At 67.1% G+C, this 25,399-nt stretch carries 25 protein-coding genes; 19 read left to right on the plus strand and 6 right to left on the minus strand.

Going from position 1 to position 25,399, the window contains the following annotated elements:
- The first annotated feature begins 4 nt into the window (after positions 1 to 4).
- The 13 genes from xdhA (at position 5) to ACZ46S_RS14680 (ending at position 13,080) form a co-directional block, all read left to right on the plus strand.
- Positions 5 to 1,426 carry a xanthine dehydrogenase small subunit gene (gene xdhA / locus ACZ46S_RS14620; RefSeq protein WP_464062320.1) on the plus strand — a complete coding sequence of 474 codons (1,422 nt, stop codon included), beginning with the start codon at positions 5 to 7 and terminating at the stop codon, positions 1,424 to 1,426.
- On the plus strand, positions 1,419 to 3,734 hold the full coding sequence (gene xdhB / locus ACZ46S_RS14625; protein ID WP_464062322.1) for a xanthine dehydrogenase molybdopterin binding subunit: 2,316 nt from the start codon (positions 1,419 to 1,421) through the stop codon (positions 3,732 to 3,734). Before xdhA ends, xdhB begins: the two co-directional genes overlap by 8 nt.
- Positions 3,727 to 4,632: a xanthine dehydrogenase accessory protein XdhC gene (gene xdhC / locus ACZ46S_RS14630; RefSeq protein WP_464062323.1), complete on the plus strand. Its 906-nt coding sequence runs from the start codon at positions 3,727 to 3,729 to the stop codon at positions 4,630 to 4,632. The genes xdhB and xdhC overlap by 8 nt, the downstream gene beginning before the upstream one ends.
- On the plus strand, positions 4,629 to 5,099 hold the full coding sequence (locus ACZ46S_RS14635; protein ID WP_295737968.1) for a nucleoside deaminase: 471 nt from the start codon (positions 4,629 to 4,631) through the stop codon (positions 5,097 to 5,099). The genes xdhC and ACZ46S_RS14635 overlap by 4 nt, the downstream gene beginning before the upstream one ends.
- Positions 5,096 to 5,758, plus strand: coding sequence for a cysteine hydrolase family protein (locus ACZ46S_RS14640; RefSeq protein WP_464062324.1), 663 nt, complete (start codon positions 5,096 to 5,098; stop codon positions 5,756 to 5,758). Before ACZ46S_RS14635 ends, ACZ46S_RS14640 begins: the two co-directional genes overlap by 4 nt.
- Positions 5,759 to 5,879: 121 nt before the next feature.
- Positions 5,880 to 7,448 (plus strand): ABC transporter ATP-binding protein, encoded by a 1,569-nt coding sequence (locus ACZ46S_RS14645; RefSeq protein ID WP_295737963.1) that lies wholly within the window; start codon positions 5,880 to 5,882, stop codon positions 7,446 to 7,448.
- Entirely contained in the window at positions 7,432 to 8,508 is a 1,077-nt protein-coding gene (locus ACZ46S_RS14650; RefSeq protein WP_464062326.1) for an ABC transporter permease, read from the plus strand. Before ACZ46S_RS14645 ends, ACZ46S_RS14650 begins: the two co-directional genes overlap by 17 nt.
- The gene (locus ACZ46S_RS14655) at positions 8,505 to 9,431 is read left to right on the plus strand and encodes an ABC transporter permease (protein WP_464062328.1); all 927 of its coding nucleotides are present in this window, start codon (positions 8,505 to 8,507) and stop codon (positions 9,429 to 9,431) included. The genes ACZ46S_RS14650 and ACZ46S_RS14655 overlap by 4 nt, the downstream gene beginning before the upstream one ends.
- 27 nt (positions 9,432 to 9,458) lie before the next feature.
- A complete protein-coding gene (locus ACZ46S_RS14660) occupies positions 9,459 to 10,544 on the plus strand; it encodes a BMP family ABC transporter substrate-binding protein (protein ID WP_464062330.1) in 1,086 nt (361 codons plus the stop codon).
- On the plus strand, positions 10,544 to 10,726 hold the full coding sequence (locus ACZ46S_RS14665; RefSeq protein ID WP_008494196.1) for a DUF4089 domain-containing protein: 183 nt from the start codon (positions 10,544 to 10,546) through the stop codon (positions 10,724 to 10,726). Before ACZ46S_RS14660 ends, ACZ46S_RS14665 begins: the two co-directional genes overlap by 1 nt.
- A 6-nt stretch (positions 10,727 to 10,732) precedes the next feature.
- Positions 10,733 to 12,082 carry an AtzE family amidohydrolase gene (locus ACZ46S_RS14670; RefSeq protein WP_464062332.1) on the plus strand — a complete coding sequence of 450 codons (1,350 nt, stop codon included), beginning with the start codon at positions 10,733 to 10,735 and terminating at the stop codon, positions 12,080 to 12,082.
- Positions 12,079 to 12,471: an oxalurate catabolism protein HpxZ gene (gene hpxZ, locus ACZ46S_RS14675; RefSeq protein WP_464062334.1), complete on the plus strand. Its 393-nt coding sequence runs from the start codon at positions 12,079 to 12,081 to the stop codon at positions 12,469 to 12,471. Before ACZ46S_RS14670 ends, hpxZ begins: the two co-directional genes overlap by 4 nt.
- Complete coding sequence (locus ACZ46S_RS14680; protein WP_464062335.1) at positions 12,472 to 13,080, plus strand: TetR/AcrR family transcriptional regulator; 609 nt, start codon at positions 12,472 to 12,474, stop codon at positions 13,078 to 13,080.
- A gap of 12 nt (positions 13,081 to 13,092) precedes the next feature.
- Here the strand turns inward: ACZ46S_RS14680 and ACZ46S_RS14685 are convergent, their stop codons facing one another.
- On the minus strand, positions 13,093 to 14,031 hold the full coding sequence (locus ACZ46S_RS14685; protein WP_464062336.1) for an NAD(P)H-dependent flavin oxidoreductase: 939 nt from the start codon (positions 14,029 to 14,031) through the stop codon (positions 13,093 to 13,095).
- 159 nt (positions 14,032 to 14,190) lie between these two features.
- On the opposite strand from ACZ46S_RS14685, the gene ACZ46S_RS14690 reads away from it, so the two are divergent.
- On the plus strand, positions 14,191 to 15,360 hold the full coding sequence (locus tag ACZ46S_RS14690) for an MFS transporter (RefSeq protein ID WP_464062338.1): 1,170 nt from the start codon (positions 14,191 to 14,193) through the stop codon (positions 15,358 to 15,360).
- Positions 15,361 to 15,609: 249 nt separating this feature from the next.
- On the opposite strand, the gene ACZ46S_RS14695 is transcribed toward ACZ46S_RS14690, so the two are convergent.
- Positions 15,610 to 16,122 (minus strand): hypothetical protein, encoded by a 513-nt coding sequence (locus ACZ46S_RS14695; protein WP_464062339.1) that lies wholly within the window; start codon positions 16,120 to 16,122, stop codon positions 15,610 to 15,612.
- Between the two features lie 40 nt (positions 16,123 to 16,162).
- Positions 16,163 to 18,169, minus strand: coding sequence for an N-acetylglucosamine-6-phosphate deacetylase (gene nagA, locus ACZ46S_RS14700; protein WP_464062341.1), 2,007 nt, complete (start codon positions 18,167 to 18,169; stop codon positions 16,163 to 16,165).
- 156 nt (positions 18,170 to 18,325) lie between these two features.
- On the opposite strand from nagA, the gene ACZ46S_RS14705 reads away from it, so the two are divergent.
- A complete protein-coding gene (locus ACZ46S_RS14705; protein ID WP_464062342.1) occupies positions 18,326 to 19,711 on the plus strand; it encodes an amidase in 1,386 nt (461 codons plus the stop codon).
- A 344-nt stretch (positions 19,712 to 20,055) separates the two neighbouring features.
- On the opposite strand, the gene ACZ46S_RS14710 is transcribed toward ACZ46S_RS14705, so the two are convergent.
- Positions 20,056 to 20,910: a c-type cytochrome gene (locus tag ACZ46S_RS14710; protein WP_464062343.1), complete on the minus strand. Its 855-nt coding sequence runs from the start codon at positions 20,908 to 20,910 to the stop codon at positions 20,056 to 20,058.
- Here ACZ46S_RS14710 and ACZ46S_RS14715 point away from each other — a divergent pair.
- From ACZ46S_RS14715 to ACZ46S_RS14730, 4 genes are all read left to right on the plus strand, one after another.
- The gene (locus ACZ46S_RS14715; RefSeq protein WP_464062345.1) at positions 20,909 to 21,040 is read left to right on the plus strand and encodes a hypothetical protein; all 132 of its coding nucleotides are present in this window, start codon (positions 20,909 to 20,911) and stop codon (positions 21,038 to 21,040) included. The genes ACZ46S_RS14710 and ACZ46S_RS14715 overlap by 2 nt on opposite strands.
- 27 nt (positions 21,041 to 21,067) lie before the next feature.
- Positions 21,068 to 21,823, plus strand: coding sequence for a FadR/GntR family transcriptional regulator (locus ACZ46S_RS14720; protein WP_464062346.1), 756 nt, complete (start codon positions 21,068 to 21,070; stop codon positions 21,821 to 21,823).
- A 137-nt stretch (positions 21,824 to 21,960) separates the two neighbouring features.
- Positions 21,961 to 22,161 carry a hypothetical protein gene (locus tag ACZ46S_RS14725; protein WP_295746313.1) on the plus strand — a complete coding sequence of 67 codons (201 nt, stop codon included), beginning with the start codon at positions 21,961 to 21,963 and terminating at the stop codon, positions 22,159 to 22,161.
- Positions 22,162 to 22,291: 130 nt separating this feature from the next.
- Entirely contained in the window at positions 22,292 to 22,720 is a 429-nt protein-coding gene (locus tag ACZ46S_RS14730; protein ID WP_464062347.1) for a hypothetical protein, read from the plus strand.
- Between the two features lie 251 nt (positions 22,721 to 22,971).
- Here ACZ46S_RS14730 and ACZ46S_RS14735 read toward each other — a convergent pair whose 3' ends face one another.
- Entirely contained in the window at positions 22,972 to 24,219 is a 1,248-nt protein-coding gene (locus tag ACZ46S_RS14735; RefSeq protein WP_464062349.1) for a Dyp-type peroxidase, read from the minus strand.
- On the minus strand, positions 24,216 to 25,328 hold the full coding sequence (locus ACZ46S_RS14740; RefSeq protein ID WP_464062351.1) for an NHL repeat-containing protein: 1,113 nt from the start codon (positions 25,326 to 25,328) through the stop codon (positions 24,216 to 24,218). The genes ACZ46S_RS14735 and ACZ46S_RS14740 overlap by 4 nt, the downstream gene beginning before the upstream one ends.
- Between the last annotated feature and the right edge of the window lie 71 nt (positions 25,329 to 25,399).

Raw genomic sequence — 25,399 nt, forward strand, 5'->3', positions numbered from 1 at the left:
GCCAATGAGCGTGCGGTTCCTGCTGGATGGCGAGGTGATCACGCTGGACGCGCCCGATCCCACCGGCACGCTGCTTGAATTTTTGCGCGGGCCGTTGCGCCGCATTGGCACCAAGGAAGGCTGCGCCGAGGGCGATTGCGGCGCCTGCACCGTGCTGCTGGGCGCGCTGGAGGACGGTGAGGCCGGCGAGCGCATCGCCTGGCGGGCGGTGAATAGCTGCATCACCTTCCTGCCGATGCTGCATGGCAAGGCGCTGCTCACCATCGAGAGTCTGGGCGGCGCGCATCCGGTGCAGCGGGAAATGCTGGACCGGCACGGCTCGCAATGCGGCTTCTGCACGCCGGGGATCGTGATGTCGCTCTATGGGCGCTGCATCGGCGCGCTGGGGGCGGAGCAGAGCGTCGCGGACTGCCTCTCCGGCAATCTCTGCCGCTGTACCGGCTATGGGCCGATCCTGGCGGCGGGCGCGGCCGTGGCTTGCGCCCCGCGTGACGATGCGGCCATCATCGCAGCGCTGCGAAATCTGCGCGAGGCGCCCGGCGCGATCAGCTATCAGGGCCGCCGCGCCTTTTTGCCGCAGACCACCGACGAGCTGGCCGCGCTCTATCTGGCGCATCCCCAGGCGCGGCTGGTGGCGGGGGCGACGGATGTCGGGCTCTGGGTGACCAAGCTGCAGCGCGTGCTGGACGAGCTGATTTTCATCGCCGATATCGCAGCGCTGCGATTTGTGGCGGAGACGCCGGACGGGTTGCATCTTGGCGCGGCATTGCGTTATGCCGAGGCGCAAGCCGCGCTGGCGCGGCTGCATCCGGCTTTGGGGGAGCTGGTGCGGCGGATCGGCGGGGCGCAGGTGCGCAATGCCGGGACCATCGGCGGCAATATCGCCAATGGCTCGCCGATCGGCGACATGCCGCCGGCCCTGATCGCGCTGGGGGCGACGCTGACGCTGCGCCGCGGCGCGGAACGGCGGACGCTGCCGTTGGAGGATTTCTTCCTGGCCTATGGCAAGCAGGACCGCCAGCCGGGCGAGTTTGTGGAAAGCCTGTTCATCCCCCGGCCCGATCCGGACGCGCTGATCCTGATTTCGAAATTATCGAAGCGCTTCGATAGCGACATCTCCGCCGTCTGCGGGGCGATCCATCTGCGGGTCGAGGCCGGTGTCATCACCCAGGCGCGGCTGGCGTTTGGCGGCATGGCCGGCATCCCGAAGCGCGCCGCCACGGTTGAGGCGGCGTTGACCGGCGCCGCCTTCACCGAAGCGACACTGGCGGCGGCGGCCGCGCGGATCGGGCAGGATTTTGCGCCGCTTTCGGATGTGCGCGGCTCGGCCGCCTATCGGCTCAGCGTCGCCGGCAATCTGCTGCGCCGGCTCTGGGCGCAATCCCAGGGCGAAATCGCCAGCGTTTTGGAACTGGCCGATGGCTGACCGCATGCCGCAAACCGGCGGCGCCGTCTCCCGCAAGCTGCCGCATGACAGCGCCGCCGCGCAGATTTCCGGCACCGCGCTTTATGCCGATGACGTGCCCGAGGCCGCCAACATGCTGCATGGCGCCTTCGGCCTTTCCAGCGTGGCGCATGCGCGGCTGACCGGGCTGGATCTCGCCGCCGTGCAGGCCGCCCCCGGGGTGGTGGCGGTGTTTTCCGCCATCAATATTCCCGGCAGGAACGATGTCAGCCCCTTCGCCGGGGATGACCGGCTCTTCGCGGAAGATGAGGTGGTCTATCACGGCCAGGCGCTCTTCCTGGTGGTCGCGACCTCCTATCAGGCGGCGCGGCGGGCGGCGAAGCTGGGCAAGGCTGCGTATGAGCCTTTGCCGCCTCTGCTCTCCATCGCCGAGGCGCTGGCGGCGGATAGTCTGATCGAACCCGCCCAGAGCATGGGGCGGGGCGATGTGGCGGCGGCATTGGCGGCGTCGCCCCAACGGCTCTCCGGCCGGCTGGCGATGGGCGGGCAGGATCATTTTTATCTGGAAGGCCAGATCGCGGTGGCGACGCCGCAGGAGCAGGGCGGCATGCATGTGCTCTCCTCCACCCAGCATCCGAGCGAGGTGCAGCATATCATCGCCCGCGTGCTCGGGCTGGCGGATGCGCAGGTGACGGTGGAGGTGCGCCGCATGGGCGGCGGCTTCGGCGGCAAGGAGACCCAGGCCTCTCTGTTCGCCGCCGGGGCGGCTTTGGCGGCGGCGGCGACCGGGCGGCAGGTGAAGATCCGCGCCGACCGCGATGACGACATGGTGCTCACCGGCAAGCGGCATGAATTCGAGACCGGCTATGAGGTCGGGTTCGACGCTGACGGGCGGATCGAAGCGGTGTCCATCGAGCTGGCCTCGCGCTGCGGCTGCTCGGCGGATCTCTCGCAGGCGATCAATGACCGGGCGATGTTCCATGCGGATAATTGCTATTTCTATCCGGCGGTGAAGATCCTCTCGCACCGGGCGAAGACCCATACCGTCTCCGCCACCGCCTTTCGCGGCTTTGGCGGGCCGCAAGGGATGATCGTGGCGGAGCGGATGCTGGACCATATCGCCCATGCGCTGGGCAAGGACCCGCTGGCGGTGCGGCTGGCCAATCTGTACGGGCCGGGGCGCGATGTCACACCCTATGCGATGCAGGTGGCGGATAATGTCGCCCCGCAGCTCATCGCGGATCTGGTCGCAAGCAGCGATTACGCGGCACGGCGCGCGGCGGTGGCGGATTGGAATGAAAGCCATCGCGTCATCAAGAAGGGCATCGCGCTGACGCCGGTGAAATTCGGCATCTCCTTCACCACCACCCATCTCAACCAGGGTGGGGCGCTGGTGCATATCTACACGGACGGCTCCATCCTGCTGAACCATGGCGGCACCGAGATGGGGCAGGGGCTGATGATCAAGGTGGCGCAGGTGGTGGCCGATGTGTTCGCCGTGCCGGTGGAGCGCGTGCGCATCTCCTCCACCCGCACGGATAAGGTGCCCAACACCTCCGCCACCGCCGCCTCTTCCGGCTCGGACCTCAACGGCATGGCGGCGTTCAATGCGGCGGAGACGATCCGCGCCCGGCTGAGCGCCTTCGCCGCCGCGCATTTCGGGGTGGAGGAGGCGGCGGTGCGCTTCACGCCGGACGGGGTGTTCGCCGGGGCGGAGATTGTGAGCTTCGCCAGGCTCTGCCAGCTGGCTTATCTGGCGCGGATCTCGCTCTCCGCCACCGGCTTCTACGCGACACCGGCGATCCATTATGACCGCGCCAGCCATACCGGCCGGCCGTTTTATTATTTCGCTTATGGCGCCGCGGTGGCGGAGGTGGCGATCGACACGCTGACCGGCGAGCATAAGGTGCTGGCGGTGGATATTCTGCATGATGTCGGCAAATCGCTGAATCCGGCGATCGATCTGGGGCAGATCGAGGGCGGGTTTATTCAGGGCATGGGCTGGCTGACCACCGAGGAGCTGGTGTTCGACGCCGATGGCCGGCTGCTCACCCATGCGCCCTCGACCTACAAGATCCCGACCGCCTCGGACCGTCCGGCGCGGATGAACATTGAGCTCTGGGCGCCAGGAGAGAATGTCGAGCCGACCATCCATCGCTCGAAAGCGGTGGGGGAGCCGCCCTTCATGCTGGCCAATGCGGTGTTCTGCGCGCTGACCCAGGCGGTGGCGGCTTGTGCGCCGGGTGGGGGCTTTCCGGCTCTGGACGCGCCAGCGACGCCGGAGCGGATTTTGGCGGCGATTGCGGCATTGCGGGCGGATCATGGCTGAGTGGATCGAAGCGCTACGATCCTGGCTCCCGCGTGGTCCCGTGGCGCTGGTCAGCGTGCTGGCGACCGAGGGCTCGGCGCCGCGCGGGGCGGGGACGAAGATGCTGGTAAGTGCCGACGCGATTTTCGGCACCATTGGCGGCGGCAAGCTGGAATTCACCGCCATCGCCCAGGCCCGGGCGGCGCTGGAGCGCGCCCCAGGGCGCTGGGCGGTGCAGGATTATCCGCTGGGGCCGCTGCTCGGCCAATGTTGCGGCGGGCGGGTGCGGCTGCTGGTCGAGCATCTGGACCCGGCTTGCTGCGGGTTTTTGCAGGCCGAGCCGGGCGAGACTCTGGTGGCGACGCTGGCGGAAGGGCGGATCGAGCGGGCCTATGGCGGGCGGCTGGCGACATCGCTGCCGCAAGCGCGCGGGGCCTTGCCGGGGGCGGGGACGGTGCTGGTGGAGCCGGTGGCGGCGCCAAGCCGGAAGGTGCTGCTGTTCGGGGCCGGGCATGTCGGCCAGGCGATGGCGCGGGTCTTTGCCGGGCTGCCGCTTTCGCTCGGCTGGTTCGATGTGCGGCCGGAGCTGGAAGGGCTGCCGGGGCTGGTCTGCTGCACGGCGCAGGAGATGCAGGCGCTGTTGGGGCAGGCCCCGCCGGACGCGGCGGTGCTGGTGCTCACCCATGACCATCAGCTGGATTATGCCCTGGTGCGCGCCGCCTTAAGCGGGCCGGCCGGGTTTGTCGGCATGATCGGCTCGGGCACCAAGCGGGCGCGCTTTCTCTCCCGCCTGGCCGCGGACGGGGTGGAGGCGGCGCGGCTGACCTGCCCGATCGGGCTGGCAGGGGTGGCCGGCAAGCAGCCGGAGGTGATCGCGGTTTCGGTTGCGGCACAGCTTTTGAGCCTGGGGGTGGGATGAGCGCGGATGAGGATTTGTTGCGGCGGAGTTTCGCGGTGGCGGCAAAGGCGCGCGAGGCGGGGTGCCACCCGTTCGGCGCGCTGCTGGCCGGGCCGGATGGTGCGGTGCTGATGGAGCAGGGTAACGGGTTTCTGCCCGAGCATGACATGACCGGCCATGCCGAGCGCCTCCTCGCCGGGCGGGCCAGTATTGAATATGGCAGCCGGTTTCTGGCGGACTGCACGCTCTATTCCAGCGCCGAGCCCTGCGCGATGTGCGCCGGCGCGATCTATTGGGCCGGGATCGGCCGGGTGGTGTATGGGCTCAGCGAAGCGGCGCTGAAGGCGCTGACCGGGGACCATGCGGAGAACCCGACTTTGGATCTGCCCTGCCGCATTGTGTTCGCCGCCGGGCAGCGGGCGGTTGAGGTGGTCGGGCCGCTGCTGGAGGATGAGGCGCTGGCGCTGCATGAGGGGGTTTGGGCATGAGCCGGGAGATTGCCGCCAAACCCGGCCCCTTCGCGCTGGATGCGCGCCATGCGGCGCTGGTGATCATCGACATGCAGCGGGATTTTCTGGAGCCGGGCGGGTTTGGTGAGGCTTTGGGCAATGATGTGACGCAGCTGCGCGCCGCCATCGGCCCCATCGCCACCGTGCTGGCGGCGGCGCGCGCGGCGGGGATTTTGGTGGTGCATACGCGCGAGGGGCACCGGCCGGATCTGGCGGATCTGCACCCTGCCAAGCACCGGCGGGCGAAGGGGATCGGCAGTGCCGGGCCGATGGGGCGGATTTTGGTGCGTGGCGAGGCCGGGCATGGCCTCATCGCCGATCTGGCACCGGCCCTCGGCGAGCCGGTGGTGGATAAGCCGGGCAAGGGCGCGTTTTACGCCACCGATCTGGAGACCATTCTGCATAAGCGCGGCATCACCCAGCTGATCCTGGCCGGGGTGACGACGGAGGTGTGCGTGCACACCACGCTGCGCGAGGCGAATGACCGCGGCTTCGAATGTCTGGTGCTTGAGGATGGCACCGCCTCCTACTTCCCGGATTTTCATCGCCCGGCGCTGGAGATGGTCGCGGCCCAGGGCGGCATCTTCGGCTGGGTCGCGGCGAGCAAGGATGTCGCGGCGGCGCTGGCAGGGGCCTGATTCTATTGCAGCTTCGTGTCAGTCTGGCTACGCTTTGGGCAGGATGGGTTGCCTGCTTCATAGCCATTGCCGGTTGCGGGCGGGATCGATGCTGGCCTGAATATTGCTTGGAGGTTGCGCGATGGCCCCTGGTTTGAACCGCTCTGTTGCTGAAGACGCGCCATTGCTGGCGCTGCGCGGCATCGTCAAGCAATTCCCCGGCACGCTGGCGAACGACCATGTGGACCTGACCATCGGCCAGGGCGAGATCCATGCGCTGCTGGGCGAAAACGGGGCGGGCAAATCCACGCTGGTGAAGATCATCTACGGGGTGATGAAGCCGGACGCGGGCAGTTTGCGCTGGCGAGGGCAGGAGGTGGCGATCAACAGCCCGGCCCAGGCGCGGGCCCTGGGTGTGGGCATGGTGTTCCAGCATTTCTCGCTGTTCGAGGCGCTGACGGTTGCCGAGAATATCGCGCTGGGGCTGAATGATCCGAAGGACCGGGAAAATCTGGAGGGCCGGATCGCGGAGATTTCCAGCCGCTACGGGCTGCCGCTGGACCCGCATAAGGCGGTGCATGATCTCTCGGTCGGTGAGCGCCAGCGCATCGAGATTGTGCGTTGTTTGCTGCAGAACCCGAAATTGCTGATCATGGATGAGCCGACCAGCGTGCTCACCCCGCAGGAGGTGCAGGCGCTGTTTGCGACTCTGCGGCGGCTGCGGGCGGAGGGCTGCTCGATTCTGTATATCAGCCACAAGCTCGAAGAGATCCGCAGCCTGTGCGAGGCGGCGACGATCATGCGGCTGGGCAAGGTGGTGGCGCAGTGCGATCCGCGCGAGAAGACCGCGCGCGAGCTGGCCGAGCTGATGATCTCGGCGAAGCTGAAAACCCAGGATTATTCCCAGAAGGGGAATGTGCAAGGGCCGGAGCGGCTGGTGGTGAACAAGCTGACCATCCGTTCCAACCAGCAATTCGGCACGGATTTGAAGGCGGTTTCCTTCGCGGTGAAAGGCGGGGAGATTTTCGGCATCGCGGGCATTGCCGGCAATGGCCAGAGCGAGCTGATGGATGCGCTCTCGGGCGAAATTCCCGCCGGCGCGCCGGGCAATATTCTGCTGGATGGGGTGCCGGTGGGGCTGGAGCGGCCGCGCGCGCGGCGCAGGCGCGGCGGCTGTTTTCTGCCCGAGGAGCGCAACGGCCACGGCGCGGTGGGCGGCATGAGCCTGGCGGAGAACGGGTTTCTCTCCGCCCATATACGCGGCGCGCTGGGGCGGTTTGGCCTCATCAATAAGCGCCGCACCCAGGAATTCGCGGCCAAGGTGATCAACGCTTTCGATGTGCGCACCACCGGGCCGCTGGCGGAGGCGCGCTCGCTCTCCGGCGGCAATCTGCAGAAATTCCTGGTCGGGCGGGAGGTGTTGCAGCAGCCGGGGGTGCTGGTGATCTCGCAGCCGACCTGGGGGGTGGATGCCGGGGCGGCGGCGGCGATCTATGAGGCTTTGGTGGCGCTGGCCCAGGCGGGCACGGCGATCGTGCTGATCTCGCAGGATCTGGATGAGATTTTGCTGCTCTGCGACCGCATCGCGGTGATCGCGGCGGGGCGGCTCTCGGATGCGATGAATGTGAAGGACGCGACGATTGAACGGATCGGCCTGCTGATGGGCGGCACGCAGACCGGACGGGAGGCGCAGGATGTTGTTCCGGCTTGAACCGCGCGGCGAGCGCTCGGGCTTCTGGTCCGTCGGCTCGCCGGTGCTGGCGATTTTGCTGACCATCGTGACGATGATGGTCATCTTCGCGCTGCTCGGCAAATCGCCGGTGCGGGGGATCGAGACATTTCTGATCACCCCGATCGCCAGCGCCTCGGGCCTGTCCTCGCTGGCGGTAAGGGCGGCGCCTTTGATCATGATCGGCGCCGGGCTGGCTTTGTGCTACCGGGCGAATGTCTGGAATATTGGCGGGGATGGGCAGTTCACCATGGGCGCGCTGGCCGGGGCCGGGCTGGCGCTGGCGCTGCCTAACGGGGCGTTCTGGTGGGAATATCCGCTGGTGCTGGCGCTGGGCGTGCTGGGCGGCATGGTCTGGGCCGGGCTGGTGGCCTGGCTGAAGCTGAAATTCAACGCCAACGAGATTTTGACCTCGCTGATGCTAGTCTATGTCGCCAATCTGATCCTGGTCTGGCTGGTGACCGGGCCCTGGCGGGATCCGCAGGGCTTCGGCTTTCCGCAATCGGCGATGTTCGGCGCCGGGGCGACGACGCCGGATTTTGGCGCGACCTCCATTCATCTCGGCTGTTTGCTGGCGCCGGTGCTGGCGCTGGTGCTGTGGCAGATTTTGGCGCGCTCGGTGCTCGGGTTTCAGCTGCGGGTGGTGGGGCAGGCGCCGCGGGCGGCGCGCTTTGCCGGGTTTTCCAATGCACGGCTGACCTGGATCGCGCTTTTGGTCTCGGGCGGGTTGTCCGGGCTGGCGGGGATTATTGAAGTGACTGGGCCGATCGGCCAGCTCACCACCACCATCACCCCGGGCTATGGGTTTTCCGCCGTCATCGTCGCGTTTCTGGGGCGGCTGCATCCTGTGGGGGTGATTTTCGCCGGGCTGCTGCTGGCGCTCTCTTATCTCGGCGGCGATGCGGCGCAGATCAATCTCAACATGCCCAACGCCATCACCGGGATTTTTCAGGGCGTGCTGCTGTTTTATCTGCTGGGGGCGGATGTGCTGATCCTGCACCGCGTCCGGCGCATCCGCCCGCGCGCGACGGAGGCCGCATGATCCTCTCCATGGTCACAACCTTGGCGATGTCCGTCGTCGCCGCCTCCACCCCGCTGCTGATCGCGGCCTCCGGCGAGCTGGTGGCGGAGAAATCCGGGGTGCTCAATCTCGGCGTGGAGGGGATGATGCTGGTGGGCGCCATCGCCGGTTTCGCTACCGCGCATCATAGCGGCAGCGCCATGCTGGGGGTGGGGGTGGCGGCGCTGGCGGGGGTGTGCATCGCGATGATCTTCGCGCTGCTGAGCCTCTCCTTCCTCGCCAACCAGGTGGCGACCGGCCTGGCGCTGACGATTTTCGGGCATGGTTTCGCGGCCCTGCTGGGGGCGGGGTATGTCGGCATTTCCGCGCCGGTGCTGCACCCGATTGCGATCCCGCTGCTGAGCGCGATCCCGGTGCTGGGGCCGGTTTTGTTCGATGAGAATATCCTGGTCTATTTCGCCTTCATCATGCTGGCGGCCATCGCCTGGTTTCTCAACAAGACCCATGCCGGGCTGATCTTGCGCGCGGTGGGGGACAGCCACGATGCCGCGCATGCGATGGGCTATCCGGTGCTGCGCATCCGCTACGCCGCGGTGGCGTTCGGCGGCGCGATGGCGGGGATCGCCGGGGCGTATTTCTCGCTGTTCTATTCGCCGCTCTGGTCGCAGGACCTCACCGCCGGACGCGGCTGGATCGCGCTGGCTTTGGTGGTGTTCTCCGCCTGGCGGCCGCTCTGGCTGCTGGTGGGCGCCTATCTGTTCGGCGGCATCACCTTCTTCTCGCTTTATGTCCAGGGGCTGGGGATTTCGGTGCCCTCACCCTTGGTTTCCGCCTTGCCTTATGTCGGCACCGTGCTGGTGCTGGTGCTGATCTCGCGCGATGCGCGGCGCATCCGGCTCAACCAGCCCGCCTGCCTCGGCAAATATTTCCACGCCACAGCCTGAGCTTCACGAAAAGGAAGGAGCAAAATCATGTCTTCAATCAAACGCCGTGGCTTTACCGCCATGCTGGGGGCCTCGGCCCTCGCCGCCCCCGGCATCATCGGCGCCGCCCGCGCCGCCGCACCCTTGAAGGTGGGCTTCGTCTATGTCGGCCCGGTCGGGGATTTCGGCTGGAGCTACCAGCATGATATCGCCCGCAAGCAGGCGCAGGCGGCTTTGGGGGGCGCCATCGAGACCTCCTATGTGGAGAATGTGCCGGAAGCGCCGGAATGCCAGGCGGTGTTCGAGAGCCTGGTCGCCTCCGGCCATAAGCTGATCTTCGGCACCTCGTTCGGCTATATGAACTACATGGTGAAGGTGGCGGCGAAGCATCCGGATGTGATGTTCGAGCATTGCACCGGCTATAAGCAGGCCAAGAACCTCGCCATCTACGATATCCGCTATTACCAGGGCCGCTATATCCAGGGCGTCATCGCCGGGCATATGTCGAAGACCGGCAAGATCGGCTATGTCGCCTCGGTGCCGATCCCGGAAGTGGTGCAGGGCATGGATGCGGTGCTGCTCGGCATGCGCTCGGTCAACCCGAAGGCGCAGCTGAAATTCATCATGGTCGATAGCTGGTACGATCCGGGCAAGGAAGGCGATGCCGCGAAGGCGCTGATCGACCAAGGCTGCGACGTGCTGACCCAGCATACCGACAGCCCGGCGCCGCTGCAGGTGGCCGCCAGCCGCAACATCCCGGCCTTTGGCGAGGCGACGGACATGATCAAGTTCGCGCCGAAGAACCAGCTCACCGCCGATGTGAATGAATGGGGCGGCTATTACATCAAGCGCTGCAAGGCCGCCCTGGCCGGCACCTGGAAGAGCGAAAACACCTGGGGCGGCTTCGCCGATGGCATGCTGGCCATGGCGCCCTACACCAACATGCCGGACAGCGTGGCGGCGGCGGCGAAGCAGGCGGTGGCGGATATTTCCTCCGGCAAGAACCAGATCTTCGTCGGCCCGCTGACCGACCAGACCGGCAAGGTGTTCCTGCCCGCCGGCCAGGTGATGGATGACAACACCCTGACCGGGCTGCAGACGCTGGTGCAGGGCATCGACGGCAAGCTCTCCTGATGAGCGCGCCGGACGAAGCCGCCTATCTGGCGGCGGCGTCGAAACTGCTCGGGCTGCCGATCCGGCCCGAGCACCAGGAGGCGGTGCAAACCGCCTTCGCCGTGCTCTGCGCGCAAGCTGCGCTGATCCGCGATTTTCCGCTGCCGGCGCAGACCGAGGCGGCGCCGCGCTTTACCCCCTGAGGCGATATGGATTTTTTCAGACTGAGCGCGGTGGAGATCGCCACGCGGGTGCGGGCGGGCAAGCTTTCCGCCTCGCAGGTGCTGGCGGCGCATATCAGGCGCATCGAGGCGCTGGACCCGGAGCTGAACTGTTTCACCGCGAAAACCTTCGAGCGGGCGCGGGCCGAGGCGGCCTGGGTGGATGCCACCGTGCAGGCCGGGGGGGATCCCGGTCCGCTGGCCGGGGTGCCGTTCGCGGTGAAGAACCTGTTCGACATTGTCGGGCTGCCGACGCTGGCGGGTTCGAAAATCCGCCGCGAGGCGCCGCCGCCCAAGCAGGATTCGCCGCATGTGCAGCGCCTGAACGAGGCCGGGGCGGTGCTGCTGGGCGCCTTGAACATGGACGAATTCGCTTATGGCTTCGTCACCGAAAACGCCCATGACGGGCCGACGCGCAACCCGCACGACACCACGCGCATCGCCGGCGGCTCCTCCGGCGGCTCGGCGGCGGCGGTGGCGGCGGGGCTGTGCGTGCTGAGTTTGGGCTCGGATACCAACGGTTCCATCCGCCTGCCCGCCGGGCTGACCGGGATTTACGGGTTGAAGCCGAGCTATGGCCGGGTGACGCGGGCGGGGACGTTCCCGTTCGTCGACAGTTTCGACCATATCGGCCCGTTCGCGCGCTCGGCGGCGGATCTGGCGCTGGCTTATGACCTGCTGCAGGACGAGGACGCGGCCAGCCCGGTTCTGGGGCAAGCGGCCGATGCGGCGCGGGTGGCGGTGCTGGATGACTGGTTCCAGCATGGCGCCAGCGCCGAGATGCTGGAGGCGGTGCGGACCGTGGCGGTGGCGCTGGGCGGCACGCAGAGCGTGACCTTGCCGGAAGCGAAGCGGGCGCGGGCGGCGGCGTTCTGCATTTCCGCCTTCGAGGGCGGGCAGCTGCATAAGCCGAATTTGATCGCCCGGCCGCAGGATTATGATCCGGCGACGCTGCCGCGGCTGATCGCGGGCGCGTTGCAGCCGGCGGAGACGATTTATCAGGCCCAGCGCTTCCGCGCCTGGTTCCGCGAACAGGCGCTGAAATTGTTTGAGCGGCATGATCTGCTGCTGGCGCCGGCGACGCCGATCACCGCCCCTTTGATCGGCCAGCCGAGCTTAGATCTGGCCGGGGAACAGGTGCCGCTGCGCGCCAATATCGGGCTTTATACCCAGCCGATCAGCTTCATCGGGCTGCCGGTGGTGTGCGTGCCGGTGGCCTCGAGCGGGCTGCCGCGCGGGGTGCAGATCATCGCCGCGCCGGAGCGTGAGGCGCTGGCGCTGGCGGCGGCGGCGCGGCTGGAGGCGGCGGGCGTGCTGGCGGCTTCGGTGGTCGGGTGATCATCGACCCGCCAGCGGCGAAGGCCGAGCTGGAGGCGTTGTTCGCCGCCTATGAGCAGGCCTTGATGGCCAATGATATCGACGCGCTGAACGGGTTTTTCTGGCCGAGCCCACAGGCGCTGCGCTTTGGCGATACCGGGGCGGCTTACGGGATTGAGGAGATCGCCGCGTTTCGCCAGGGGCGGGCCGGCGGCTCGCCGAAGCGGCGGCTGATCAATACCCGCATCGTCGCCTTCGGGCCGGACCATGGGGTCGCCACCACCGAATTCCAGCGCGAGGGTGAGGCGCGGCGTGGCCGCCAGACGCAAATCTGGGTTCGGTTTCAGGATCTTGGCTGGCGAATCGTCAGCGCCCATGTCTCTCTGGTAACGACCGATACCGGAGCCTGAATGCCGCAAGCCCTGTCAGAAGACCGTCTCGCGGAAACCCGCGAGAAAATCGTGCGCGTCGCCGAGCGCCAGGCGGTGGCGCAGGGGCTGGAGAATGTCTCCACCCATTCGATCGCGCGTGAGCTGGGCTGGTCCGCGACGGCGCTGTATCGCTATTTCCCGAACAAGGAGGCGATTCTGGCCGCCGCCCGGGCGCGGGCGCTGAACCGGCTCTCCGAGGCGCTGGAGGCCGCCATCGCCGGGCCCGGCGATGGCTGGGAGATTTCCCGCGCGGTCGGCGATGCCTATGTCGCCTTCGCCTTCGAGAATCCGGATGCCTACCGGCTGATCTACGCGCTCAACCAGCCGGACCCGGACGAGTATCCGGAATTCAGTGCAGCCTTGATCCGTGCGCGCGGGAATATGACGCTCTATGTCGAGCGCATGGTGGCGCAGGGCGCGTTGGATGCGGACCCCTACGTGCTCGGGCATCTGTTCTGGGCCGGGCTGCACGGGCTGATCACGCTGGAAATGACCGGCAAGATCCGCTCCGAGACGCTGGATTTCACCACCTTGCGCCATGAGATGATGCGCGCTTTGGTGCGCGGCACCCGCCCCAAGCCGGATTAGCGGATCAGGCGTTCAGCGGGGCGCTAGCCCTGCCAGCGCGGCCTGGTATTCATCGCGCAGCCGGGTGATCAAGGCTGCGGCGGGGACGATCTCGCGCACCGCGCCGATGCCCTGGCCCGCCCCCCAGATATCCCGCCAGGCCTTGCTGCCATTCACCACCTGGCTCCATTCCATCTTCGCCGGGTCGGCGCCGGCCAGCGAGGCCGGGTCCAGCCCCGCCGCCTTGATGCTGGGGATCAGGTAATTGCCGTGCACCCCGGTGAAGAGGTTGGAATAGAGAATATCCTTGGCGGTGCTCTCCACCACCATCCGCTTGTAGGCGGCGGGGGCGTCGGCCTCCTCGGTGGCGATGAAGGCGGAGCCGATATAGGCCAGATCCGCCCCCAAGGCGCGGGCCGCCGCGATGGAGCGGCCATTGGCAATGGCGCCGGAGAGCGCCAGCGGGCCATCGAACCAGGCGCGGATTTCCTGCACCAGGGCGAACGGGTTGATGGTGCCGGCATGGCCGCCGGCACCGGCGGCCACCGCGATCAGCCCATCCGCCCCGCGCGCGACGGCTTTATGGGCGAATTCGTCGTTGATGACATCGTGCAGCACCAGCCCGCCATAGCCGTGCACCGCCTCATTCACCTCCGGCATCGCGCCGAGCGAGGTGATGACGATCGGCACCTGGTATTTCACGCAGAGCGCCAGATCCTCCTGCAGGCGGGGATTGGTCTTGTGGACGATGAGATTGACCGCGAAGGGGGCATCTGCCTGCGTCAGCGCCGCGCGCAGGCGGATCAGCCACTCTTCCAGCACGCCGGAGGGCCGGGCGTTGAGCGAGGGGAATGCCCCGACGATGCCGGCTTTGCATTGCGCGATCACCAGCTCCGGCCGGGAGATGATGAACATCGGCGCGGCGATGGCGGGCAAAGACAGGCGGGGTTCCAGCCAGGCGGGCAGGGTCATGGGCACGGTTCCTTGGATAGGGTGGCGGTTATTAACGCCGTTAACCACAGCCAGCCATATTTTCCGGGGCAGGGCAAGGGCTTGACCGGCGGCGCGCATCCTCCCACATGGCAGCATGCCCCGTCCCGGGGCCTTCCGAACAAATCGAGTATGGGGCTGATGGATCAAAACCTCCCGCGTGCGGGCAATGCCGGGCTGGCCTTGCTGGCGCTTTCCACCGGCGGGTTCGCCATCGGCACCACCGAGTTCGGGACGATGGGGCTGGTGCCCTATTTCTCGCAAGGGCTGCATGTGGATATCGCCCAGGCCGGGCGGGTGATCAGCGCCTATGCGCTGGGGGTGGTGGTGGGCGCGCCCATCCTGTGCGTGGCGGCGGCGAAGCTGCCGCAGCGGCGGCTGCTGATCGGGCTGATGGTGCTGTTCGCGCTGGGCAATCTGCTCAGCGGTCTGGCGCCGAGCTTTGGCTGGATGCTGGTGTTCCGTTTCCTGGCCGGGCTGCCGCATGGGGCGTATTTCGGCGTCGCCTCGCTGGTGGCGGCCGAGCTGGTGCCGGCGGAGAAGCGCACCCAGGCGATTGCCAGCGTCATCACCGGGCTGACGGTGGCGACGATTTTCGGCGTGCCGCTGGCCAATGCCATCGGCCAGCTGCTGAACTGGCGGCTGGCCTTCGTGCTGGTGGCGGTGCTGGCGCTGGTGACGGCGGTGATGGTGTGGAAGCTGGTGCCCCGGCGCGACAATCGCGGGGCGCCGGCGAAGAACCCGCTGGATGAGCTGGACGCGCTGAAGAACAAGCATGTCTGGCTGACGGCGGCGATCGGCGCGATCGGCTTTGGCGGGATTTTCGCGGCCTATACCTATTTCGCCTCCACCTTCCTGCAGGTGACGCATGGCGCGCCGTATCTGGTGCCGCTGGTGCTGGGCTGTTTCGGGGTGGGGATCACGGTGGGCAATATTCTCACCGCGCGCTTTGCCGACAAGGCGTTGATGCCGACGGTGGCGGGGGTGCTGATCTGGAGTGCGGCGGCGCTGGCGCTGTATCCGTTCATGACCGGGCATGTCTGGAGCATGTGCCTGGCGGCCTTGCTGATCGGCGGCGGCGGCGGGCTTGGCTCGCCCTTGCAGGCGCGGCTGATGCTGGTGGCGGGACGGGCGCAGACGCTGGCGGCGGCGCTGAATCAGAGTGCGATGAATATCGCCAACGCGCTCGGGCCATTGCTGGCCGGCACGGCGATCAGCCTTGGCGCGGCGCTGCCGCAGACCGGGCTGGTGGGGTGCCTGCTGGCGCTGGCCGGGCTGGTGGTATGGTGGCTGGCGCTGCGGGCGGTTTAGGGAGAGTTTTTTGGTGCCGCTTTTTTTCAAAAAAGCGGCGAAAACGTCCGGGGGGTGGCGCTGGCGTTGTCAAAACCCCGAACGTTCTGAAGCCCTTTTTGAAAAAAGGGCTTCACCCCAAAAACTTTTGCAAATTTATTTAGACTCTTAGAGCCTTCAGCTTTTAGCTGAACGCTCTAGCTTTCATTTTAACGAGCAATTTCATGTGTTTATTTTGACGCTGGCGCGTCAACCTAAACACATATTGCTCTAGCGCACCGGGATGGTGGCGTAACGCAGCTCGCCCGCCCGCTCCAGCGGCGGCGCCTCGCGGCAGCAGATCAGCCAGTAGGGCAGCACCAGCAGCAGCGTCCAGGCAAAATTGCCGATCAGCTGGGCGTGGGCCTCCAGCGGCCATTGGGTGGGGAACAGCACCAGATCCAGCAGCCATAATGTGCGCCAGAGCAGGCCGGAGAGGCGCACCGCCGGGGCGACATGGGCGCGCCGGCCGGTGCGGGCCTGCTGGCTGTTGATTTGCAGATGCGCGGCCCCGGCCATGATGCCGAGGCAGATCATGTCTTCGAAAAAATCGGAGGTATAGGGGCGGTCGAACAGATGCACCCAGAACAGCCCGGCGAGGGCGCCGGCCCCGGTGGAGATGCGGGCCAGGGTGAAAAGCGGCAGGCCGAACAGCCAGGCTGCCTGATCGACCCCCGGCTGCAACAGCCGGTCAATGATGAAATCGTCCGCCTTGCGTGCGAAAGCGATGATATTCCCGGCCATTCCTTCGTCCCGTCAGACCGAATCCAAGACTAATCCACATCTAATTCAAGCTCAGCGCCCGCCGCAGCGAGCCGCCCGCCGCTGCAAGCCTCGCCTGCGCCGCCTCCGGCGCCAAGCCAAGCCTGATGGCCAGCACCGCAAGTTTAACATGCATGTCGCACGCCTCCAGTTCAAGGCTTGCGGTTTGCTCATTCACGCCGGTCAGCCTTGTCACCATCCGCACCGCCCGGCGGCGCAGCTTGGCGTTGCTGGCCCGCATATCCACCATGAAAGGTCCAAAGGTTTTGTTAAGACGGATCATCACCGCGGAGGAGAGGATGTTGAGCGCGATCTTTTCCGTGGAGCCGGCGGACAGCCGGGTGGAGCCGGCGATGATCTCCGGGCCGGAGAGGATTTCCACGGCGATCTGTGCGGCGGCCGCCATCGGTGAGGCCGCGTTGTTGACGATGGCGCCGGTGAGCCCGCCCAGCCCGCCGGCATGGCGCAGCGCCGCCAGCGTGTAAGGGGTGGAACCGGAGGCGGCGATGCCGACCAGCGCGTCCCTCTCGCAAAACCCATGCGCGTCGAGGGCGGCGCGGGCGGCTTCCTCGTCATCCTCGGCGCCTTCGGCGGCCTGGATGAAGGCGCCCCCGCCCCCGGCGAGCAGTGGCACGATCAGCCCGGGCTCGACCCCGAAGGTGGGGCGGCATTCCACCGCATCCAGCAGCCCGAGCCGGCCGGAGGTGCCGGCCCCGGCGTAAAAGAGCCGCCCGCCATCGGCGAGCCGGGCGGCGACGCCATCGACCAGCCGGGCCAGAGCCGGGGCGGAGCTGTTCAGCGCGCGCTGGGCGGTGGCCTCCTGGGTAAGGAAGAGGCGGATGATCTCCTCGGTGGGGCGGGCTTCGAGATCCATCAGCTCCAAGCGCGGGGCCTCGGTGCCGCGCGGCACGGCCTGGCTGCCGGGCTGGCCGGCCTGCCAGACCTGCAAGGCGTGGAAATCCTCCGACCACCAGACCAGATCCGCCAGCGCCCCCGGCGCGATGCGACCAAGATTGAGGCCGAGCGCGTCGGCGGGGCGGGAGGTGGCGGCGGCCAAAGCAATCTCCGGGGGGATGCCCCAGCCGATCAGCCGGCGCACCCCTTCATCCAGCGTGATCGCCGCGCCGGCAATGGTGCCATCCGCCCGGTGGCCAACGCCATCAGCACCCAGCGTCGCCATGGCGCCGCCAAATTCCAGTTCGGCGCCGGGCTCCAGCCCGGCCAGGGCGATGGAATCCGTCACCGCGATGGCGCGCGGGCAGGCGGTGAAGGCGATCTGCAGCAAAGCCGGATCGACATGCACGCCATCGACGATCAGGCAGGGGGCGAGGCGCGGGTCGGTGAGGCCGATGCCGGGCGCACCGGGGGCGCGGTGGCCGAGCGGGGATTGGGCGTTGAAGAGATGCGTGACCAGCCGCGCCCCGGCCGCCGCCCCGGCGCGCATCTGCGCGGCATCGGCATTGGTATGGCCGAGCGAGACGCGGATGCCCGATGACGTCAGCCGGGCGATGGCGGGCAGCGCGTGTTCCAGCTCCGGGGCGATCGTCAGCAGCTTCAGCACGGCGGCGGCGGGGCCATCCAGCAGCTCATCCAGAGCCGCCTTCTCCGGCAGGCACAGCCAGTCCGCGCGGTGGGCGCCGCGTTTGGCGGGGGGCAGGAACGGGCCTTCCAGATGCAGCCCGAGCAGGCCGGGATGGCGGGCCATGGCGGCGCGCAGCCGGGTGGCGGCTTCAGCGATGGCGGGCAGAGGCTGGGTGATGATGGTGGGCAGCACAGAGGTGACGCCGCGCGCGGCGAGGCCGGTGGCGAAGCGGTCCCATTCCGCCGGCGTGGCGCTGGCGCAATCCACCCCGAAGGCGCCGTTATTATGCAGGTCGATCAGCCCCGGCCCGATGATGCCGTGCCGCAGCTCCAGATCCGGGTTGGCGGCGCCGGGATGGATGGCGAGGATGCGCCCGGCCGCGATTTCCACCGTGGCGGGGCCGATGAAACGCTCACCATCGAAGATGGTCTGGGCAAAAATCCGCATGGTCCGGCCTTGTTCGATCTCTGCCGCCCTTCTGCGGCCAGGGCGGGGGCGGGGCAAGGGAGCAGGCCAGATCGGCGGATAAAAATCGCTGCTGGCCTATTGCCGCGCGCGGCCGGGAGTGCTGGCCTGGGCGCCTGTAAACGCAAGAGGTGTTGCATGGATGCGCTTCCCCCCGCCAATGAGCTCTGCCGGCTCGATGCCGCCGCGCTGGCGACTTCGTATCGCAAGCGCGATCTCTCCCCGGTGGAGGTGACCAAGGCGGCGCTGGCGAGGGCCGAGGCGATCAATCCCGCGCTCAACGCCTTCACCTTTCTGGACCGCGAGGGCGCGCTGGCGGCGGCCAAGGCGGCCGAGGCGCGCTGGCGGATGGGCACGCCGCTTTCCGAGATCGATGGGGTGCCGACGACGTTGAAGGATATCGTCTGGGTGCAAGGCTGGTCCGTGCGCTATGGCAGCACCATCACCGATGCCACGCCCTGCCGGGAGGATGCGCCCGCGGTGCGCAAGCTGCGCGAAGCGGGCTGCGTGTTCATCGGCCAGACGACGACGCCGGAATTTGGCTGGAAGGCGCTGACCGACAGTGCCGCTTTCGGCATCACCCGCAACCCGCATGATCCTTCCAAGACCTCCGGCGGGTCCTCCGGCGGGGCGGCGGTGGCGGCCTTGATGCAGGCGGGGCGGTTGCATCTGGGCTCGGATGGCGGCGGCTCGATCCGGGTGCCGGCGAGTTTCTGCGGGATTTTCGGGATCAAGCCGAGTTTTGGACGGGTGCCGGCCTATCCGGCGAGCTCGTTCGGCACGGTGGCGCATATCGGCCCGATGGCGGCGAGTGTGGCGGACGGTCTGGCGATGCTGAAGGCGATGTCCGGCCGGGACCGGCGCGACTGGAACCAGGGGGCGGGACAGTTTCCAGGGCTGGAGTCGCCGCCGCTTTCGCCCAAGGGGCTGAAGATCGGCTATTGGCGCACCCCGCCTTCGGGCGCGCTGGATGAGGAGCTGGGGGCGATCATCGATGCCAGGATCGCGGCGCTGGCCGGGCAGGGGGCGGAGATTTCGCCCTTCACGTTGCCGGGCGGCGAGCTGTTGGAATTATTCCATGATCACTGGTTTTCCGGGGCGGCGACGCGCCTAGCCGGGGTGCCGGAGGCAAAGCGCGCCGGCATCGATCCGGGGTTTCTGGAGATCGCCGCACAGGGGGCGCGGATGAGTGCGGTGCAGCTGGTGCGCGCCCAGGTGCGCCGGGCGGATTTCGGCGCGGCGATGGATGCCGCACTCGCGGATTATGATTTCATCCTCTCGCCGGGCACCGCCATTCCCGCCTTCGAGGCCGGGGCCGAGGTGCCGGCGGGCTCCGGGCTGACGCGCTGGACCGAATGGGCCGGGTTCAGCTACCCGATCAATCTCAGCCAGCAGCCCGCCGCCGTGGTGCCCTGCGGCAGGACCAAGGCCGGGCTGCCCCTGGCCATGCAGATCATCGGTGGGCGCGGCGATGACGGCGCGGTGATGGCGCTGGCGGCGGCGCTGGAGGCGCTGTTCGCTTAGAGCAATATGTGTTTAGGTTGACGCGCCAGCGTCAAAATAAACACATGAAATTGCTCGCTAAAACGAAAGCTAGAGCGTTCAGCTAAAAGCTGAAGGCTCTAGAAACTGTTTGAAAATCCACTCTGGCGGCCGCCAAGCGGCGATTTGCTGCGCGCCGGTGCTCACGTACCTTGGAGCAATATGTGTTTAGGTTGACGCGATATCGTCAAGATAAACACATGAAATTGCTCGCCAAAACGAAAGCTAGAGCGTTCAGCTAAAAGCTGAAGGCTCTAAGTACGCTGCGCTCCGGTGCTCGCAAATCACCACTTGGCGACTCACCATAGCGAATTTGAAACAGCCTCTTAAGGCGCCTTGGTGTTTTGCAGGGCGGCGGCGGATAGGCCGGCTTTTTTCAGATTGCTGGCGACGCTGTCCGTCTCGCTATGCACGTTGGCGTTATAGGCCTGGCCGGGCGGCAGATGGTCCCGCAGCACGAAATCCGGCCGGGGCTGGGTGTCGACATAGAGCGCCACCTGGAAGGCTTCCTGGTCGCTGAGATGCGGGTTGCCGAGCGGCATATTGCCCTTCACCCAGGTGGCGAGCTTGGCGATATTGGCCAGCCCCGCCCCGGCATTATAGCTGCGCGCGCCCCAGACCGGCGGGAAGCTGCCCATGCCGGCGCCGTTGGCGCCGTGGCAGGCGGCGCAATTCTGCTTGTAGAGTGTCTGGCCGGCGGCATAATCCGCCGCATTGGCGGCCTTCACCATCGCCGGGTAGGGGCTGGCGGCGGGCGTGGGCAGCGCTTCCACCTTTTTGTCGCGGTCCAGCCAGTCGATATAGGCGGCCATGTCCACCACCACGGCGCTGTCCGTGCTCGGCCGCTTGCCGTTCATGCTGCGCATGAAGCAATTGGCGATGCGGTCCTCGAGCGTGATCACCGCCCCCTCGCGCGGCGAGAAGGAGGGGTATTTGCTGGCGGTGTTGAGGAAATTGCCGGGATGGTCGTTATTGCCGGCATTGGTATGGCAGTTGGCGCAGGTGAGGGCGTTGCCGATATAGGCCTTCGAGGCGGCATTGGTGCCGGTCTGCATGATCATGTCATGCCCGCTTTGGATGGCGGCGCCGAGCGGGCCCGGCGGCAGGCCCTGCAAAGGCTGCGCCGCGGCGGGCAGGTTGGCGAGGCTGAAGAGAAGGGTGGTGATGAATAGCTTGCGCATGATCCGCTCCCGTTTGTCCGAGCTTTATCATTTTTGTAATGAAGCGGAAATTACCGGAAGGAGAAAATCCTGGCTTTACCCGCTCTGGGGGCGCGGTTCGGCCCTTCGCCTGGCCGCGTGGCTGGAGTAATCTGGCGCCAAAAGGAGATTTGCCACGGTGGCCCACGCCCCGACCAAGACGATGATGCCGCCGATGGCGGAGCCGCCCAGCTTGGTGCTCACCCGCCGCCAGCGCATGGGCGACCAGCTTTATGGCCAGATTCTGGAGCAGATTCTCTCCGGCCGCCTGCCCGAGGGCACCAGGCTGCCGGCGGAGGTGGATCTCTGCAAGATGTTCGGCGTCTCCCGCCCGGTGGTGCGCCAGGCGCTGCAGCGTTTGGGCGCGGACGGGCTGGTGCAGGCGCGCCAGGGTTCCGGCACCTACGTGATGGCGCGCCCGGCGGAGCGCCTGGCCAGCTTCGCCGCGCCTGAGCAGGTCGCGGATTATCTGCGCTCGGTCGAGGTGCGGGTGGTGCTGGAGGGGAGCGCGGCGGAGCATGCGGCGGAGCGGCGCAATGCCGGGGAGCTCGCCGCCATCGAGGCGGCGCACGCGCATTTCCGCGAGGAGGCCGAGCGCGGCGTGCTGACCCCGGCCGGGGATCTGGCGTTTCACATGGCCATCGCCAGAGCCAGCGGCAATCATTTCTATGCCAGCGCGATGGAGCACCTGCATCAGGCGGTGAGCGGGTTCATGAGCGTCTCGCTCAGCCTCACCCGCACCAGCCCGCGCGAGCGCGCGAGCGTGGTGCTGCGCGAGCATGAGCTGATTCTGGAAGCGATCCGCGGCCAGGACGGGCCGACGGCGCGCATCGCCATGCAGTTTCACATCACCCAGGCCCGGCGGCGGATGGTGGACCATCATCGCGACGACTGAGCCGCGGGCGCAGCCCTCATCGCGCTTCATGAACCGGCTTTAACCGGCGCCCCAGCCGCCTTTGCCCGGCACTTGCGCTATAAGGGGCTGGGCCCGTGTGGCCGCCGATCGTCAAGATATGATGGAGGATCGTTGAAATGGCTCTGCAAACCAGTTCCGCCCATGCGCGTGTGCGCGAACGCCTGTTCGTGATGTGGGAAGAGGCGGGGAGCGACCCGGATGCCGCCTACCAGCTCTGGCACAAGGTCCGCCCGCTGCTGGAGGATCGCGGGATCTCCAGCGCCGCCCGGCCGGCCACCAGGCGGCAGGCGCCGGCGCGAGAGGAAAAGCGGCGCTGAGCGCCAGCCCGCGACCCCTTCGCCGGCCAAGGCCCCGGCCTTGGCGGGAGATGGCTTGGTTTGGCAAAAAATGAGTTACAATCTTGCGTTAAATTTGCGCGGGTAAGCTTTTTTGCGAAGCGGAGGTTCGATGCGTTATCTCTTGAAATCGCTGACTTTGCTGGGCGCCCTGGCGGTTGGCGGGCTGGCCCTGCCGGGGCGCGCCCAGGCGCATGATGGCTGGCATGGCGGCGGTTGGGGATGGGGGATCGGGATCGATGTGGCGCCGATCGTGGTGCCGGGGCCTTATGTCTATCCGCCTTATTACGCCCCGCCCCCGGTCTATGTCGCCCCGGCACCGGCGCCGGTGCCGGATGGCTATTATGAACCTTATCCGGGCTATATCGCCCAGGCCCCCGTGGCGCCGGTGGCGCCAGCCGCACCCGTGGCGCCGTCCGGCGCCGCGCAATCCTGCCATGCCGGGGCCTATATCTGCCCGATGGAGGTGAGCGTGCCGGTGGGCGGGCGTTGCTATTGCCCGGGCAATGATGGCGCGCGCCAGTATGGCACCGCCCAGTAAGCTCCGCCCCTCCGCCGGGGGAACGCGAAAGGGCGTCAGCGTCGCTCGCCTGAATTGCCCGCTAGAGCATCAAGCTTTTAGCTTGATGCTCTAAATTTTGTTTTATCGCGCAATTTCATGTGTTTATTTTGACGCTGGCGCGTCAACCTAAACACATATTGCTCTAACTTATGATTGAGAGGCTGACTCACGGTTCAGCTTGATCGCTTCGCGATTCACTCTGAACCGATCAGGCTCTGGACTCTCCGCCCTCAGGCCGCGAAGAGCGGCGCGCCGATGAAGCTGCCCTGTCTGGCGCCCGGCGGGCAGGCGAACACCGCGCTGCCGACATGGGTGGTGAACTGGTTCAGCGCGTCGAATTTCGACATCTTGTCGAAAATCTTGATGAAGCCGGTGCGCGGGTCTTTCTGATAGGCCTGGAAGAACAGGCCGGACTCGAACTCGATTCCCTGCGTCCAGGGCGGCCAGCGCTCGGCGGTGAAATCGGCGCCGTTATTATAGCCGTAAGAGCGCCGCAGGATCTGCGCGCCATCGTTCAGCGCCGCCGCGCCCAGCCTGGCATGGGCGGTTTGCGGGATGACATAATTGCCATCGCTGTCGGTGGCGTTGAAATTCGGCGTGTCGAATTCATGCGTGCCGCCGAGCGGGGCGCCGCTGGCCTTGTGGCGGCCGAAGGTCTGTTCCTGGAAACCCACCTTCATCCGGTCCCAATGCTCCAACGCGATGCGGATACGCCGCGCCACCATGTAGCTGCCATTTTGCATCCAGCCGGCTTCCGCCCCGGCCCAGACCACCGCATCCATCTCATGCCCGGCCGGGTTCATCGTCCCGTCCTTGAACCCCATCAGATTGCGCGGCGTGCCCTTGGTCCGCGGGGCGGTGGAGAAGCCGGTTTGCACCCATTTCAGGGTCGCGGCGCCATAGGCGATGCGGGAGAGCTGGCGCACGGCATGGAAAGCCACTTGCGGATCGTCGGCGCAGGCCTGCACGCAGAGCGCGCCGCCGCACTGGCCCGCCACCAGCTGATCGCCATTGAAGGCCGGCAGATCCACCAGCGCCGCCGGGCGCCTGGCGGCCAGCCCGTAGCGGTCCTGGCCGTTCAGCGTGAACAGATCCGGCCCGAAGCCGAAGGTGAGGGTGAGGCGGGCTGGGGTCAGCCCCAGCGCCTCGCCGCTATCGAGCCCCGGCTCGTCCTCCTGCTGGATGCCGGGCTCGGCCGGCAGGCCGTTCGCCATCCGCGCCGAAGCCGCCGTCCAGCGTTGCAGCAGGGCGATCAGTTCGGCGCGGCTTTCGGCGGTGAGGTCGAAAGACGCGAAATACAGGGCGCTTTGCATCGGGGTGGTGATGCCCTGCTGGCGAGGGCCGTAAAATGGCAGGGTGGTCCCGGCCGCCTGCATCTGCGCGGCGGCGGCGGCGGGGAGGCTGGCGGCGGCGCCGGCCAGCCCGGCGGTGCCGAGGAAGCGGCGGCGCGAGGGCGCCTTGGGGCTCTGCGGGCTCATTGCGCCAGCTGCACGGTGTTCATGTCGTCCTCGACATAATAGAGACCGTGGCCGTCCGGCGTCGTCACCAGTCCGAACAGATCGCCACTGCCCGGCGGGGTCTGGGCCTGGTCCTTGTCCAGCCATTTATCGCCGATCTGCTGGCCCGATTCCGGGTCGATCTCGACGGCGCGGCCATCCAGCCCGTTCACCGCGATCAGATTGCCGTTCGGGGCCAGGGCGAGGGCCAGCGGCCGGTTCAGCAGCCCGCCCTTGCTGACCTCGGTGCCGGTGCCGGCACTGTCCGTCCGGGTGGCGGCGTCGGCGATCTTGACGATGCGGTTGCCGATCGCGTCCGAGACATAGAGCGTGCCATCCTTGCCCAGGGCCAGGCCGGTGGGGCCGACCAGGAAGACGCTGGCATCCGCCTGGGCGCCGAAGCCATTGCCGATCACGGTCTGGCCGGTTACTTCCGGCGGTTTGCCGGCGGGAATGCGCAGTTCCAGCCGCAGCACGGTGGCGGTGTTCTGCACCGGCTGGCCGGGGGCGCCGATGCCAAAGCCGGCATTGGAAAGGAAGAGCGTGGCTTTGTCGCCCTCATCGATCCAGGCCATATTGCCCCAGGGATCGTCGATATCCGGCCCGGCCAGCGTGCCCGCCACCTTGCCGCTGGAATCCAGCACGATCAGGCAGCCTTTGCCCAAGGTCTTGGTGGTGCCGTCGGTGGAGGGCGCCGAGCCGACGATGACCCAGCCGGATTTCAGCACCGCCATGGCGGTGGAAAGCCCGACCCCGCCGGGGCAGCCGGCAAGCTTGGCGGGCAGGGTGGCGAAGGTCGTCGTCTGCCTGGTGGCGGGGCGATAATCGATGATCGTGGTGCCGGTGCCCTGCAGATTGGCCTTGTTGTTGAAATTATCCACCAGCAGGTCGCCCTTTTGCAGGCTGCCGGCGGAGACCGGCGAGACCGCCATGGCGTAGGGGTTCTGGTCGCCGTTGGCTGGCACCGTGGAGGTGACCAGCCGCTCATGCTTCAACCCGCCGAGATAGAAGGGGCCGGGATGGTCGGTCTGGGCGTAGGCGGGCAGGGCCAGGGTCAGGCCGAAGAGGGTTAGCAACGTGCGTGAGGTCATAAAATCAGTCTCCCAGGTGTCTAAAAGAGAATGAAAACTATTCTCAATTAAAACGCAATAGGAGGTGATAA

It is taken from the genome of Acidocella aluminiidurans (assembly GCF_055383125.1).